The sequence below is a fragment of the Pantoea brenneri genome (genome assembly GCF_038594305.1).
Lineage (GTDB): Bacteria > Pseudomonadota > Gammaproteobacteria > Enterobacterales > Enterobacteriaceae > Pantoea > Pantoea brenneri.
Genome location: NZ_JBCGBG010000001.1, coordinates 1,092,249 through 1,105,794 on the forward strand (window position 1 = coordinate 1,092,249; position 13,546 = coordinate 1,105,794).

14 protein-coding genes are annotated in these 13,546 nt (G+C 58.3%); 8 read left to right on the forward strand and 6 right to left on the reverse strand.

From position 1 onward, the window contains the following. Window positions 1-25: 25 nt before the first annotated feature. The gene (locus AABB92_RS05030) at window positions 26-946 is read right to left on the reverse strand and encodes a LysR family transcriptional regulator (RefSeq protein WP_046288305.1); all 921 of its coding nucleotides are present in this window, start codon (window positions 944-946) and stop codon (window positions 26-28) included. Window positions 947-1,110: 164 nt separating this feature from the next. Here AABB92_RS05030 and AABB92_RS05035 point away from each other — a divergent pair, with 164 nt between their 5' ends. Together AABB92_RS05035 and AABB92_RS05040 are read left to right on the forward strand one after the other, a co-directional pair. Next, entirely contained in the window at window positions 1,111-2,532 is a 1,422-nt protein-coding gene (locus AABB92_RS05035; protein ID WP_046288306.1) for a M20 family metallopeptidase, read from the forward strand. Further along, a complete protein-coding gene (locus AABB92_RS05040) occupies window positions 2,529-3,797 on the forward strand; it encodes an MFS transporter (RefSeq protein WP_031376756.1) in 1,269 nt (422 codons plus the stop codon). Before AABB92_RS05035 ends, AABB92_RS05040 begins: the two co-directional genes overlap by 4 nt. Before the next feature lie 35 nt (window positions 3,798-3,832). Here AABB92_RS05040 and aldA read toward each other — a convergent pair whose 3' ends face one another. Next, window positions 3,833-5,269, reverse strand: a complete 1,437-nt coding sequence (aldA, locus tag AABB92_RS05045) for an aldehyde dehydrogenase (protein WP_031376755.1) — start codon at window positions 5,267-5,269, stop codon at window positions 3,833-3,835. A 196-nt stretch (window positions 5,270-5,465) separates the two neighbouring features. Here aldA and AABB92_RS05050 point away from each other — a divergent pair, with 196 nt between their 5' ends. Next, the gene (locus AABB92_RS05050; RefSeq protein WP_031376754.1) at window positions 5,466-5,732 is read left to right on the forward strand and encodes a DksA/TraR family C4-type zinc finger protein; all 267 of its coding nucleotides are present in this window, start codon (window positions 5,466-5,468) and stop codon (window positions 5,730-5,732) included. 3 nt (window positions 5,733-5,735) lie between these two features. On the opposite strand, the gene AABB92_RS05055 is transcribed toward AABB92_RS05050, so the two are convergent. Together AABB92_RS05055 and AABB92_RS05060 are read right to left on the reverse strand one after the other, a co-directional pair. Then, the gene (locus tag AABB92_RS05055) at window positions 5,736-5,834 is read right to left on the reverse strand and encodes a YoaK family small membrane protein (protein WP_008925225.1); all 99 of its coding nucleotides are present in this window, start codon (window positions 5,832-5,834) and stop codon (window positions 5,736-5,738) included. A gap of 46 nt (window positions 5,835-5,880) precedes the next feature. After that, complete coding sequence (locus AABB92_RS05060; protein WP_031376753.1) at window positions 5,881-6,204, reverse strand: hypothetical protein; 324 nt, start codon at window positions 6,202-6,204, stop codon at window positions 5,881-5,883. A 360-nt stretch (window positions 6,205-6,564) separates the two neighbouring features. Here AABB92_RS05060 and rhaT point away from each other — a divergent pair, with 360 nt between their 5' ends. Then, a complete protein-coding gene (rhaT, locus tag AABB92_RS05065) occupies window positions 6,565-7,599 on the forward strand; it encodes an L-rhamnose/proton symporter RhaT (protein ID WP_046288307.1) in 1,035 nt (344 codons plus the stop codon). A 49-nt stretch (window positions 7,600-7,648) separates the two neighbouring features. Here rhaT and rhaR read toward each other — a convergent pair whose 3' ends face one another. Then, window positions 7,649-8,521: an HTH-type transcriptional activator RhaR gene (gene rhaR, locus AABB92_RS05070; RefSeq protein ID WP_031376751.1), complete on the reverse strand. Its 873-nt coding sequence runs from the start codon at window positions 8,519-8,521 to the stop codon at window positions 7,649-7,651. Window positions 8,522-8,532: 11 nt separating this feature from the next. Next, entirely contained in the window at window positions 8,533-9,354 is an 822-nt protein-coding gene (gene rhaS, locus AABB92_RS05075; RefSeq protein WP_031376750.1) for an HTH-type transcriptional activator RhaS, read from the reverse strand. A gap of 295 nt (window positions 9,355-9,649) precedes the next feature. Between rhaS and rhaB the strand changes: the two genes are divergently transcribed. Genes rhaB through rhaM form a run of 4 tightly spaced genes read left to right on the forward strand, consistent with a single transcriptional unit; the run spans window position 9,650 to window position 13,528 of the window. After that, window positions 9,650-11,122 (forward strand): rhamnulokinase, encoded by a 1,473-nt coding sequence (gene rhaB, locus AABB92_RS05080; RefSeq protein WP_031376749.1) that lies wholly within the window; start codon window positions 9,650-9,652, stop codon window positions 11,120-11,122. Then, window positions 11,115-12,371, forward strand: a complete 1,257-nt coding sequence (locus tag AABB92_RS05085; protein ID WP_031376748.1) for an L-rhamnose isomerase — start codon at window positions 11,115-11,117, stop codon at window positions 12,369-12,371. The genes rhaB and AABB92_RS05085 overlap by 8 nt, the downstream gene beginning before the upstream one ends. A 10-nt stretch (window positions 12,372-12,381) precedes the next feature. Beyond that, window positions 12,382-13,224, forward strand: coding sequence for a rhamnulose-1-phosphate aldolase (gene rhaD, locus AABB92_RS05090; protein WP_031376747.1), 843 nt, complete (start codon window positions 12,382-12,384; stop codon window positions 13,222-13,224). Further along, window positions 13,214-13,528, forward strand: coding sequence for an L-rhamnose mutarotase (gene rhaM / locus AABB92_RS05095; RefSeq protein WP_031376746.1), 315 nt, complete (start codon window positions 13,214-13,216; stop codon window positions 13,526-13,528). The genes rhaD and rhaM overlap by 11 nt, the downstream gene beginning before the upstream one ends. Window positions 13,529-13,546: the final 18 nt, after the last annotated feature.

Here is a 13,546-nt window from a genome sequence, read left to right on the forward strand (position 1 = left end):
GCCCGCCAGTGGGGGCGTTACGGCCTCAGCCGCCGATCCCACGCAGTTGCTGATCGATTTCAGTTAACCGCTGCTGTAAAAACTCCACAAACAGCGTCAGCGCAGCGGTGCGCTGACGACCCGACACCGTCTGCAGTTGCAGCGTCCGCTGGCTGAGCTGATCGACGCCCATCGACCGCAGCACCAGGTTCTGTGCCTGGTGTTCAAACAGCAGGGTAAAGGCGCTACAAATCGTCACCGCCTGCGGCGTGCGCAGCAAAAAATGATACAGCGTGGCGAAGTAATCGCAGGTCAGCACCGGCTCGACCACGCAACCGCTCATCTGACAGGAGAGATCAAACAGTTGCCGCACCGTGGTGTGCTGGCCCGGCAGTGCCAGCGGCCAGCGTGGCAGATCGGCCAGCGTAACCTGGCGTGACGCCAGCGGGTGACTCTGATGCATCGCCAGCAGCACCGGCGCGGGCCATGAGCCGAGCACTTCAACACTGCGCTCCGGATGCAGGCTGAACTGCAACGCAACGTCGCATTCACCAGCCCGCACCGCTTCGGCCACGCCCTGCGAGTGGGTCACATTCAGGGCAAACAGCACGCCAGGATTCGCCTGCCGAAAATCGGACAGCAGGCCCGGCAGCAGGCTGAACGCCATGCCATCGGTACAGGCGATACGGATCCGGGTGCGGCGCACCGCTTTCAGTCCCTTAATCTCCGCCAGCGCATATTCCATATCCAGCTGACTCTTGCGCACATGATGCGCAAAAATTTCACCAGCTTCATTCAGCACCATTCCGCGCGCATGCCGCTCAAACAGCGGCACGCCCACCTGCGCCTCCAGCCGCTGAATCTGACGGCTGATGGCCGATACCGCGACAAACAGCTGTTCACTGGCGGCGCTGAGCGATCCGCAATTCACCACCGCCAGAAAATAGCGGATTTCACTGCTCAACATGGAGACTCCTCCGCCACAGGGACGCATTAAAAAGGGGCATGCCTCAGGATCGGGCAGAACTTTGTTGCTTTAAAAGCAAAGCTAACTCGATAAATTGATAATTGTGGCAAAGGCCGAAGTTTGTCAAAGATAACTGACGATTAAAAAAAACAAACAGGGCAAACATGACAGAGCAACAGGCGGTAGACCAGGCGATGAACTATTTCGACAGCGGGGCGTTTCAGCAGCTGCTGGCCCGACGCATCGCCTGTGTAACGGAGAGTCAGCATCCGCAGCGTCAGGCCGGGCTGCAACACTATCTGCAGGCTGAGATTGGACCGCAGCTTGAGGCGCTGGGTTTTACGCTGCATCCTTTCGATAATCCCCAGCCGGGCAGTCCGCCGTTTCTGATTGCGGTGCGTATCGAGGACCCGACGCAGCCGACGCTGCTCTGTTACGGGCATGGCGATGTAGTGTATGGCGATGAGGAGAACTGGCGTCCCGGACTGTCACCGTGGCAGCTGACTGCGGAAGGCGATCGCTGGTATGGCCGTGGCAGCGCAGACAACAAAGGCCAGCACTGTATCAACCTGGCGGCGCTGGAACAGGTGATGGCGGCGCGGGGCGGCAGGCTGGGCTTTAACTGCAAAATTCTGTTTGAGATGGGTGAAGAGATCAGCTCGCCGGGGCTGGCGCAGATTTGTCAGCAGCAGCAGGCGCTGCTGGCGGCCGATCTGTTTATCGCTTCAGACGGCCCGCGGCTCAACGCCGTGCGGCCGACACTGTTCCTCGGTTCACGCGGCGCGGCCAACTTTCGCCTGACCATTACCGCGCGCGATAACGCCTACCACTCAGGTAACTGGGGCGGGCTGTTAAGCAACCCCGGCACCCAGCTGGCGAATGCGCTGGCATGTCTGGTAAATGCGCAGGGCGTGTTGCAGGTGGCGGCGCTGAAACCCGACTCCCTGACCCCGGCAGTGCGCGACATCCTCAGCGATATCGACGTCGGCGGCATGCCTGGCGATCCGGCGCTGGCTGAAAACTGGGGTGAACCCGGTTTAACCGCGGCTGAACGGTTGTATGGCTGGAACACGCTGGAAGTCCTGGCGTTTGAAACCGGGAATCCGGCGCAGCCGATGAATGCGATTCCCGGCCGCGCCACGGCGGTCTGTCAGCTGCGCTTTGTGGTCGGCACCGACTGGCAGAACCTGGTGCAGCACGTTGAACAGCATCTGCGCCAGCACGGTTTCGACAATGTCAGCGTAGAGTTTCTGCGTGGCTCGCCGGCCACCCGGCTCAATCCGCAGGATCCGCTGGTGGAGTGGGCGCTCAACAGTCTGGCCCACAGCAGTGGCAAAAAACCGGCGCTGCTGCCTAACCTCGGCGGATCGCTGCCCAATGAGGTGTTTGCCGATATCCTTGGTCTGCCAACCCTGTGGGTGCCGCACTCCTATCCGGCCTGTGGCCAGCACGGCGTCAATGAACACATGCTGACCTCGATTGCCCGCGAAGGACTGGCGATCATGACCCGGCTGTTCTGGCAGCTGGGTGAAGAGGGCCAGCAACTGCTCGCCCGCCACCGCAACTGGCAGGAGAGTGGTCAATGAGCAGCATCGCGCAAAGCCGTCCACAGCTCAGGCCGAGCCTGCATAAAACGCTGTTTGCCACCTGTATCGGTAACGCGCTGGAGTGGTTTGATATCGCCGTCTATGGCTTTTTCGCCAGTTACATCGCCCACGCATTCTTTCCGGTCAGCGATCCGTCGGTTTCACTGCTGCTGACCTTTGGCAGCTTCGGCATCGCCTTTCTCATCCGTCCGCTGGGAGCGCTGGTGTTAGGAAACTACGCCGACCGTCATGGCCGTAAAAAGGCGCTGCTGCTGTCGATCAATCTGATGATGCTGGGTGGGGCGATCATTACCTTTATGCCGGGTTACGCCACGATCGGACTGGCCGCGCCGCTACTGATCATCCTGGCGCGGCTGATTCAGGGTTTCTCCGCCGGCGGCGAATTTGGCAGTTCCACCGCTTTTCTGGTGGAGCATTTCCCGGAGCGTAAGGCGTTTATTGCCAGCTGGCAGTTCGCCACGCAGGGAGCCAGCACGCTGATGGCGTCGGCGTTTGGCCTCGGCCTGACGCAGTGGCTCAGCGAAAGTGAAATTCAGGCGTGGGGCTGGCGCATTCCGTTCGCCTTTGGCTTGTTGATTGGTCCGCTGGGGGTCTATATTCGCCGCCACGTGCACGAGCCCGCCAGTTTCGTCGCACAGGAAAAACATGCCGCGCCGCTGAAGACTCTGTTTGGCCGCCAGAAGGCGCTGATCACCCTGGCGATTGGGCTGATGGTCATTTCGACCGCCATCAACTACATGCTGAACTACATCCCGACCTATGCCACCAAAACGCTGCATTTATCGGGCTCGGTGGCGTTTACCGCAACCCTGGTGGCCGGGATCATCCTGACGGTCGTCACCCCGATAATGGGATTGTGGGCCGAGCGTGTAGGGCGATTGCCCCTGATGGGGGGATCGCTGTTACTGCTGATGGTCACCATCTATCCGGCGTTTAAAGCGATGATCGATCACACCACACCGACCACGCTGATTTTGCTGGTGGCGTGGATGGCGCTGCTGAAGTCGGTTTACTTCTCGACGGTGCCGTCGGTGATGGCCGATCTGTTTCCTGCCACCACCCGGGCCAGCGGCATGGCGATCAGTTATAACGTGGCGGTGACGGTATTCGGCGGCTTTGCACCGTTGATTTGTAGCCTGCTGATCCAGGTCACTGGCAGCAGCCTGGCACCGGGCTATTACCTTATGGCCGTCGCGGTGCTGAGTGGAATTGCGCTGTTACGCAGCAGTAAGCGGCTGGGATAACAAAACGGGCCGTCACTGCGGCCCGTTTTACCGGCTTAGCTGAACTGCAGATAGGCAACGTGGGTCTGCAGGAACTCTTCCAGCCCATGTTTGCCGTCGGCCCCGCCAACGCCTGATTTACGCCAGCCAGCATGAAAGCCCTGCATCGCCTCGAAGTTTTCGCGGTTAACGTAGGTTTCGCCAAACTTCAGCTGACGCAGCGCCTTCATGGTGGTGTTGATATCCCGGGTATAGAGCGAAGAGGTCAGGCCATACTGGCAGTCGTTAGCCAGCGCGATCGCCTCGTCCAGCGTTTTGAAGCGCATCACCGGCAACACCGGACCAAAAATCTCCTCCTGCATGATCTCCATCTCCTGACGTACCCCGGTGATCAGCGTCGGCTCAAAAAAGAAGCCCTGATCGCCGACCCGTTTGCCGCCCAGTACCACCGTTGCGCCAGCCGCAACCGCATTGGCCACTTTCTGTTCGACACGCTGCAGGGCCGCGGCGTTAATCAGCGGTCCCATATCAATATCGCTGTGCTGAGCCGGATCGCCCAGTTTCACCTGCCGGAAGGCGGCGGTCAGCGCGGCGATAAAGCGATCGTAAATGCCGTCCTGCACATAGACGCGCTCCGCACAGTTACACACCTGGCCACTGTTGATCATCCTTGAGCTGACGATTGCCCGCACCGCCAGGTCGATATCAGCATCATCCATCACAATCGCCGGGGCTTTCCCTCCCAGCTCCAGCGACACTTTGGTCACATTTTTCGCCGCAGCCTGCATGGTGGCAACGCCAGCACCGACGCTGCCGGTCAGGCTGACCAGGCCGACCTTAGGATTCGCCGCCAGCTCCTGTCCGACTTCCGGACCGTAGCCATAAACGAAATTGATCACCCCGGCTGGCAGGCCCAGGGTGTGTAAAATATCGGCGAATATCGCGGCGTTATTTGGCGTCAGTTCGCTGGGTTTGATCACAATAGTATTGCCGGTAATCAGTGCCGGTGCCGCTTTGCGTGCAATCAGGAAGAACGGGAAGTTCCACGGTAAAATGCCGGTGGTGACGCCGATGGCCTTTTTAAACAGGAAGATATTTTCGTTTGGCCGATCGCTGTTGATGATTTCACCCTCATAGCGTCGCGCCCACTCAGCCATATAGTCGAGGTAATCCGCGGTAAACAGCACTTCGGTCTGCGCCAGCCCCTGGGTTTTGCCACCTTCAGCCACAATGGTGGCCGTCAGTTGCGGTTCACGTGCGCGGATCGCCGTGGCGATTTTGTGCAGCCAGACGCCACGTGCAACCGCAGGCAACGCTTCCCACTGCGGCTGCGCCGCTTCGGCGGCGAGGATCGCGCGTTGTGCATCTGCGGCGCTGCCCTGCGGAATACGCGACAGCAGCGCTTCGGTGGCCGGATTAATCACCTCAATCCACTTATCGTTGTGATCGGCGACAAACTCGCCATTGATGTAATGTTGATGATGTGTTGTCATTCGCAGGTCTCTCCGCTATCGGTGCGTTGCAATAATGTAATTAAAGAGTGAGGCAGATCCGGCGGAGCGACCTTTAGCTGATTGCCAGCAGCGTAAGGCGGCTGGCAACCAATCACAGATATCGGCGCGTTTTACGGCAAAAACGGCAAATTGTTGTAGATTTAACAGAGCGAAGAGGTAAAAAGAGGGGGACATCATGGCAAACGGATGGGCGTCTGAAGGCGCCGTGCAGGAGCAGATCGACAGCACCGTTAACGACGGCATCGAACGTGTCCGGCAATCAATCGGCCACGGCGAAAGCGCCACCGAATGTGAACTCTGTGGCGAACCGATTCCCGAGGCGCGCCGTAAGGCGCTGAAAGGCGTGCGCTACTGCGTTTCCTGTCAGGAGAAAATCGACAAACAGCAGCAGAACAGCAGTTTATATAACCGTCGTGGCAGTAAAGATAGCCAGTTACGTTAGATGTCAGGACCCTGGCATCGCCAGACCGCTGCCAATAAACCACGCCAGAAAGCCGACGCCCGCCACGATGATGGCGATAGGAAAGAGGATTCCAATTCTCATGATTTTCCTGCTGCAAACAGAGGGGAGTGTAAGGCGGGCGATCTTATCACGACAGGTGCAAGACTGCGCGGTGGGTTTTCAGCAGGGTAAAGAGCTGGAACTGGGTCGCGTCATTCACCTCACGCAGCAGTTCACCCTTGTTGAACACGATGTGGTGAATGTGACCCAGCTGACGCCACACCACAATCGCTGAGGCGATCAACGCGCAGTGCTGTTCCGCCTGAATACATTCAAGGGTCGCGTACTGCGCATCCTCCAGCCCATTCACAAATACCTTTATCGCCTCGGCCGGCAGAATCGCCCGCAGGTCATCCAGCATCACCTGACTGACTGAACGTGAAAGAAACAGTGTTAACCACTTAGTCGTCATCCCAATCCCTGAATTCGATCAATTTTCCCCAGTTTATACGACCCTGGCCGCCGTAAGGAAAGGCTTCTTTGTTGTTTTGCCAAAATGATCGTGCGCATGGCAGCCAGATCGATAATGTGCTGCGCCACACAGCAAAAAAACAAAAAACATAGAATAATAAACCACTTAAGCGGAAAGCCATCCGGCACTCTGACAAAGATGAATTTGTGATCCTTAACGGGAATAACGCGGAGATTTTGCCAACAGGCGGCGGCATCCGGCATTCATTCAAAGGCTGAGGAATTCCTGCAAACCGTAGACTGCCTGCTAAGCGGAAATCGTTGGGTTTCCGTCAGGCCTCAACCTAACCAGGAAAAAACAATGAACAGTGCCATTATTGCCGGCATCTTCTGGCATTTTGTCGGAGCTGCCAGTGCCGCGTGTTTCTACGCGCCGTTTAAACAGGTGAAAAGATGGTCATGGGAAACCATGTGGTCGGTCGGTGGCCTGATGTCGTGGCTGATCCTGCCGTGGGTGGTGAGTGCGATTTTGCTGCCCGACTTCCGCGCTTATTACAGCAGCTTTAGTCTGGCGCAGCTGCTGCCGGTGTTTCTGTTCGGCGCCATGTGGGGCGTGGGCAACATCAACTACGGCCTGACCATGCGCTATCTCGGCATGTCGATGGGGATTGGCATCGCCATTGGCATCACGCTGGTGGTCGGCACCCTGATGACGCCGCTGCTGCAGGGCCGCTTTGGTGAGCTGTTTGCCTCTGCCGGTGGACGCTTAACTCTGCTGGGCGTGCTGGTGGCGCTGGTTGGCGTGGCGATCGTCTCGCGTGCTGGCCTGCTGAAAGAGCGGGCGCTGGGGATTAACGCGCAGGAATTTAATCTGAAGAAAGGGCTGGTGCTGGCGGTGATGTGCGGTATTTTCTCTGCCGGGATGTCATTCGCTATGGATGCGGCGAAACCGATGCACCAGGCGGCGGCGCAGCTGGGTATCGATCCGCTGTATGTCGCGCTACCGAGCTACGTGGTGATTATGGGCGGCGGGGCGCTGGTCAACCTGGCCTTCTGTTTCTACCGGCTGGCAACCCGGCCAGAGCTGTCAGTGCGCAAGGATCTCTCGGTGGCGAAACCGCTGCTGCTGGCGAACGTCGCCTTTGCCGTGCTCGGCGGCACCATGTGGTATCTGCAATTCTTCTTCTACGCCTGGGGCCATGCGCGTATTCCGGCGCAGTATGATTACGTCAGCTGGATGCTGCACATGAGTCTTTACGTGCTGTGCGGCGGGCTGGTCGGCTTACTGATGAAAGAGTGGAAGTCAGTGGGGCGTCGGCCGGTCGGGGTGTTATCGATTGGTTGTGTGGTGATCATTATCGCAGCCAACATCGTTGGGCTCGGCATGGCCGCCTGATCGGATCAGCGGAAAACTGCGCAATGCGAGCCTGCATCCCAGGCTCGCATTATTGCGATTCGGTGTCGGTATTTTTCAGCGTCTGCCCGGATGAGATAAAACGCTGACGCCAGGCGCTGGGGGTCAGGCCGGTATCGCGGGTAAACACCACCGAAAAATAGTTACTGTCATCAAAGCCGCAGCGGGCGGCCACTTCACCAATCAGACAATCCTGGGTGCGCAGCAAATACTTCGCCTGACAGAGCTGGAGCTGACGCAGATAATGTCCGATCGTCATGCCGGTCTGCTGACGAAATAGCTGCCTGAGCGCCCGCTCGTTCAGCTGGTTATGCTGGCAAAATTCGGCCAGATCAAACGGACGGGCAATCGCGCCCTGTAATGCCGACATCAGCAAATCTAACTGTTCACCTTCCGGCAACGCCCACGGGCGATCGGCGGCATAGCCATGACGGCGCAGGATCAGCGCCAGCTGCAAAAACAGTGCTTCTGATAGCTGCACCGACAGCGGATCGCTTTTGCGGCTTTCACGCTCCAGCTGACCAATCACCCCGCGCGCCAGCGCCATGCCGCGCGTGGTCAGACGCCAGCAGCCGGGTGCATCAGCGCCTTGCGGCGGCAACAGCTGATTCCAGTCGAGCCCGAGGCTAAAGCGGTCACGGCAGTAGAGGATATTATCCAGCACCAGATCGTTGACGCTGTCATAGCTGTGGCAGTCACTGTCGCGGATATAAAAAACGTCGCCACAGGTAATCAGCCACGGGCGATCGTTGAGGACGTGCAGGCCGTTGCCGCGCCAGACAATCACGATTTCGCTGAATTCGTGTCGGTGCGGCGGGAAAGAAGGTTGGGGCATCCGTTCGGCTACCGCCACCGGTAAGCTGGTGGCAGGAAAATAATCATCCCGGCTGAGTATCAACGCCATACTGTGCTCCTTTACCCCATCTGCTGGCGCTCCGCTCGCGGCGCGCAACCAAATTCGCGCCTGAACAGGGTGGAGAAGTGGTTGCTGTCACCAAATCCACATTGAAAGGCGATATCCGTAATGCGTATATCACTGTGACGCAGTAAATGCCGCGCCTGCAACAACCGCAACCGATTCAGATAACGCTGCGGTGTGCTGCCGGTTTGTTGCTTCATCTGCCGATGCAGCGTGCGCAGCGACAGGGAAAAACGGTCGGCCAGCTGATCCCAGACGATCTCATCACTGTAATGATCGTTCAGCCAGTCAAGCAAGCGATGCAGTCGCGCTTCCTGATCCTGGCTCTGCTCGTCACGACACGCTTCACGTAACAGCACCAGCAGTTGTAAAAACAGCTGCTCCTGGCGTGCCTGCTTCTCCAGCGACCAGGTATCATCCTGGCGCATCTGGCTTGCCACGCTCAGCGCCTGACTCATCACTTTATGATTGATGCGCCAGTGCGACGCATACTGTCCATCCTTGTCACAGGGCAGCAGCGCCTGTAGTCCGGAAAGAAAACGGAAAGCGCCGGGGCTGCGGTACAGCACGTTAGTCAGGCAGAGATTCTCGGTCTGCTCATACAGATGACGGTCGTGGTCGCGGACAAAACAGACGCAGCCGGCGCACAGTGTTTGCGGCTGACCGTTAAACACATGTATGCCCGACCCGTGCTCAACCAGCACAATTTCATGAAAATCATGATGATGCTCCGGGAAGGCCTGCTGCGGAACGCGCGGCTCAATGGCTATCGCGTAATCGCCTTCAGGGAAAAAATCCGCACTGTGCAAAATGGTCATCGTCGCCTCTCGCTACTGTTAACAAAGCTGTAACGGAGTCTAAACAGGACGTGGCTACCTTACCTTGAATTTTCCGCTCATCTCAGCAGGAATCCTGCTGATTATTCAAGAAATCCTCAGCAGTTAATAAATTTGCGGCAGGGGTCACATCGCCCCGGCTGCCGTCTCTGTGATCTCTCTCACTAAGTTCTTTGCAAGTCTGCCAGCGGAGGGGGGCTGCTGGCACTGTCGGGAAGGTGGCAGCCCGCCAGGATTTCTACTCTGTGACCATCAAATCACAGGAAAAAATGCTGCCATGACCACGCGAAATATTGTTGCTATCGATCTCGGCGCATCCAGCGGACGGGTAATGCTCGCACACTGGGATGCCGCACAGCGCCACCTCAGTCTGCGGCAGGTCCGGCGTTTCGCAAATACCCGTCAGCGCCGTGCCGGCTATGACTGCTGGGATGTGGCGCTGCTGGAGCAGGAAATCCGTGCCGGTCTGGCGCAGCTGGATGCAGAAGGCGTGGTGCCGGACAGCATCGGGATTGATACCTGGGGCGTGGATATGGTGCTGCTGGATGCCTGTGGCGAGCAGGTCGGCGAAGCCGTCAGCTACCGTGATGCCCGTACCCACGGCCTGATGGAGCAGGCGCAGCGCGATCTGAGCCACAGCGCGATCTATGCCCGCACCGGCATTCAGTTCCTGCCGTTTAATACGCTGTATCAGATGCGCGCACTGCATCAGCAGCAGCCCGACTGGCAGGCCCGCGTCGCACACGCACTGATGATCCCGGACTATCTGCACTATCGCCTGACCGGTAATCTCAACTGGGAATATACCAACGCCACTACCACGCAGATGCTGAATATCGACAGCGGCGAATGGGATCGCGAGCTGCTGGGCTGGGCCGGTGTTGATGCGGCCTGGTTCGGCCAGCCACGGGCACCCGGCAACACGGTCGGCCACTGGCATAACGCCCACGGCGCGGCGATTCCGGTGATTGCCGTCGCCACCCACGACACCGCCAGCGCGGTGGTGGCGACGCCGCTGATGCAGGAAGATGCCGCCTATCTCAGTTCCGGCACCTGGTCGTTAATGGGCTTTGAAAGCCTGCAACCTTACGCGTCGGAGGCGGCGTTACGGGCCAACATTACCAATGAAGGCGGCGCTGAAGGCTACCGCGTGCTGAAGAACATCATGGGATTATGGTTGCTGCAGCGCGTCTGTGATGAGCTACATATCGACGATCTCAGCCAGCTGATCGACCAAACCGAACGGCAACCGGCCTGCGTGTCGCTGATCAGCCCGAACGATGCGCGCTTCATCAATCCGGACAGCATGGTCAATGAAATCCAGAACGCCTGCGCAGAGCAGGGCATGCCGGTGCCGCAATCCGCCGCCGCGCTGGCACGCTGCATTTTTGACAGCCTGGCGCTGCTCTACCGTGAAGTGATCGCCGAACTGGCGCAGCTGCGCGGTAAACCTTTCCGGCAACTGCATGTGGTCGGCGGCGGCAGCCAGAACCACTTTCTCAATCAACTGTGCGCCGATGCCTGTCAGATTCCGGTGCTGGCCGGACCGATTGAAGCCTCAACCTTGGGCAACGTGGGATGTCAGCTGATCGCGCTCGGCGAACTGACCGATGTGGCCGATTTCCGCTGCTGCGTGGTCAACAATTTTCCGCTCACAACCTTTGAACCGCAAACAAATAGCGCCTTTGGTGCCAGTCAGGCACGTTTCACGGCGCTGAGCCAACCCGCTAAGGAACTCGCTTATGACTAAGCAGATTGAACAGGCTTTTGAACTGGCTAAACAACGCTACGCCGACATTGGGGTGGATGTTGAACAGGCCATCCGTCAGCTGGATGCGATTCCGGTCTCAATGCACTGCTGGCAGGGGGATGATGTGCGGGGCTTCGAAAACCCGCAGGGCGCATTAACCGGCGGTATTCAGGCGACCGGCAACTATCCGGGACGCGCCCGTAATGCCGGTGAACTGCGTAACGATATCGACAAAGCGATGTCGCTGATCCCCGGCGCGAAACGACTCAATCTGCACGCCATCTATCTGGAAAGTGACAAACCGGTGGCGCGTGATGAGATTGAGCCGGAACACTTTGCCAACTGGGTCAGCTGGGCCAAAGAGCATAAGCTGGGACTCGACTTCAATCCCAGTTGCTTTTCACATCCGCTGAGTGCCGACGGTTTCACCCTGTCACATGCTGATAAAACCATTCGTCAGTTCTGGATCGATCACTGTAAAGCCAGCCGCCGGGTTTCCGCCTCGTTTGGTGAGCAGCTGGGCACCCCGTCGGTGATGAATATCTGGGTGCCCGACGGAATGAAAGATATCACCATCGATCGGCTGGCACCGCGCCAGCGACTGATGAGCGCGCTGGATGAAATCATCGCCGAAAAACTGAATCCACAGCATCACATCGATGCGGTGGAGAGCAAGCTGTTTGGTATCGGCGCTGAAAGCTACACCGTGGGCTCCAACGAGTTTTTCCTCGGTTACGCGGCCAGCCGTCAGACCGCGCTGACGCTGGATGCCGGCCACTTCCATCCGACTGAAGTGATCTCCGATAAAATCTCCGCCGCCATGCTCTACGTGCCGCGTCTGTTGCTGCACGTCAGCCGGCCGGTGCGCTGGGACAGCGATCACGTGGTGCTGCTCGATGATGAGACCCAGGCGATCGCCAGTGAGATTGTTCGCCATCAGCTGTTTGACAAAGTGCACATCGGGCTCGACTTCTTTGATGCCTCGATCAACCGCATTGCAGCCTGGGTCATCGGCACCCGCAACGCCAAAAAAGCGCTGCTGCGCGCCCTGCTGGAACCGACCGATCGCCTGCGCCAGGTCGAAGCGGCAGGCGATTACACCGCCCGACTGGCGCTGCTGGAAGAGCAGAAATCACTGCCGTGGCAGGCGATCTGGGAAGCGTGGTGCCTGCGCCACGACGTGCCAGCCGATGCCAGCTGGCTGAGCGATGTCCGTCACTACGAACAACACATCTTGAGCCAACGTTAAGGATTTCACTATGCAAAGCATTCTTTCTTCCTGGTTTGTTAAGGGAATGGTCAAAGCCACCAGTGATATGTGGCTGAAGGGCTGGGATGAGCGTAACGGTGGGAACGTCAGTCTGCGTCTGCTGGAGGAGGAGGTGAAACCTTTTGCGGCCGATTTCTATCCGGAGCCGCGCTGCATTGAACTGACACAGCCGGCGCCTGCGCTGGCAAACTGCTGGTTCCTGGTGACCGGATCGGGCAAGTTCTTCCGCAACGTGCAACTCGATCCCGCCGATTGCCTGGCGCTGCTGCAGGTCGATGACAAAGGACTCTCATTCAAAATTCACTGGGGGCTGTCGAATGGCGGCCTGCCAACCTCTGAACTCGCCTCACACTTCCAGTCGCACGGCGTGCGTAAAGCGGTCAGCAACGGCGCTGATCGGGTGATCATGCATTGCCACGCCACCCATTTTATGGCGTTAAGTTATGTGGTTGAACTGGATTCGGCGCGCTTTACCCGCTTGCTGTGGGAAGGCAGCACGGAATGTCTGGTGGTATTCCCGGATGGCGTCGGCATTCTGCCGTGGATGGTGCCCGGCACTGACGGTATCGGGGCCGCCACGGCGGAGCAGATGCAGTCGCATAGCCTGGTAATGTGGCCGTTCCACGGCATCTTTGGCAGCGGGCCGACCCTGGATGAAACCTTTGGCCTGATCGATACCGCCGAAAAATCCTCTGAAGTGATCGTAAAGGTGCTGTCTATGGGTGGCATCCGCCAGAGTATCACTACCGAACAACTGGTGGCGCTGGGTGAACGCTTCGGGGTCAATCCGTGGCAGGCTGCGCTGGATGTGGGGCCTGCCAATGCTTCGTAGAGCCTTTGTGATGCAGGTGAATGCGGATTGCCACGCCGAATATCAGCGACGCCACTCGCCGATCTGGCCGGAGCTGGCAGAAACGCTGAAGGCACACGGGGCGCACAACTATGCTATCTGGCTGGATGCGGAGCGTAATCTGCTGTTTGCCAGCGTTGAGATTGAGTCGGAAGCGCGCTGGGAGGCGGTTGCCCGCACCGAAGTGTGTCAGCGCTGGTGGGCATCAATGAAAGACCTGATGCCGTCAAATCAGGACAACAGTCCGATAAGTCAGCCGTTAAAGCCGGTTTTCTTCCTCGAATGAGGACGGCCTGAAAAGCAA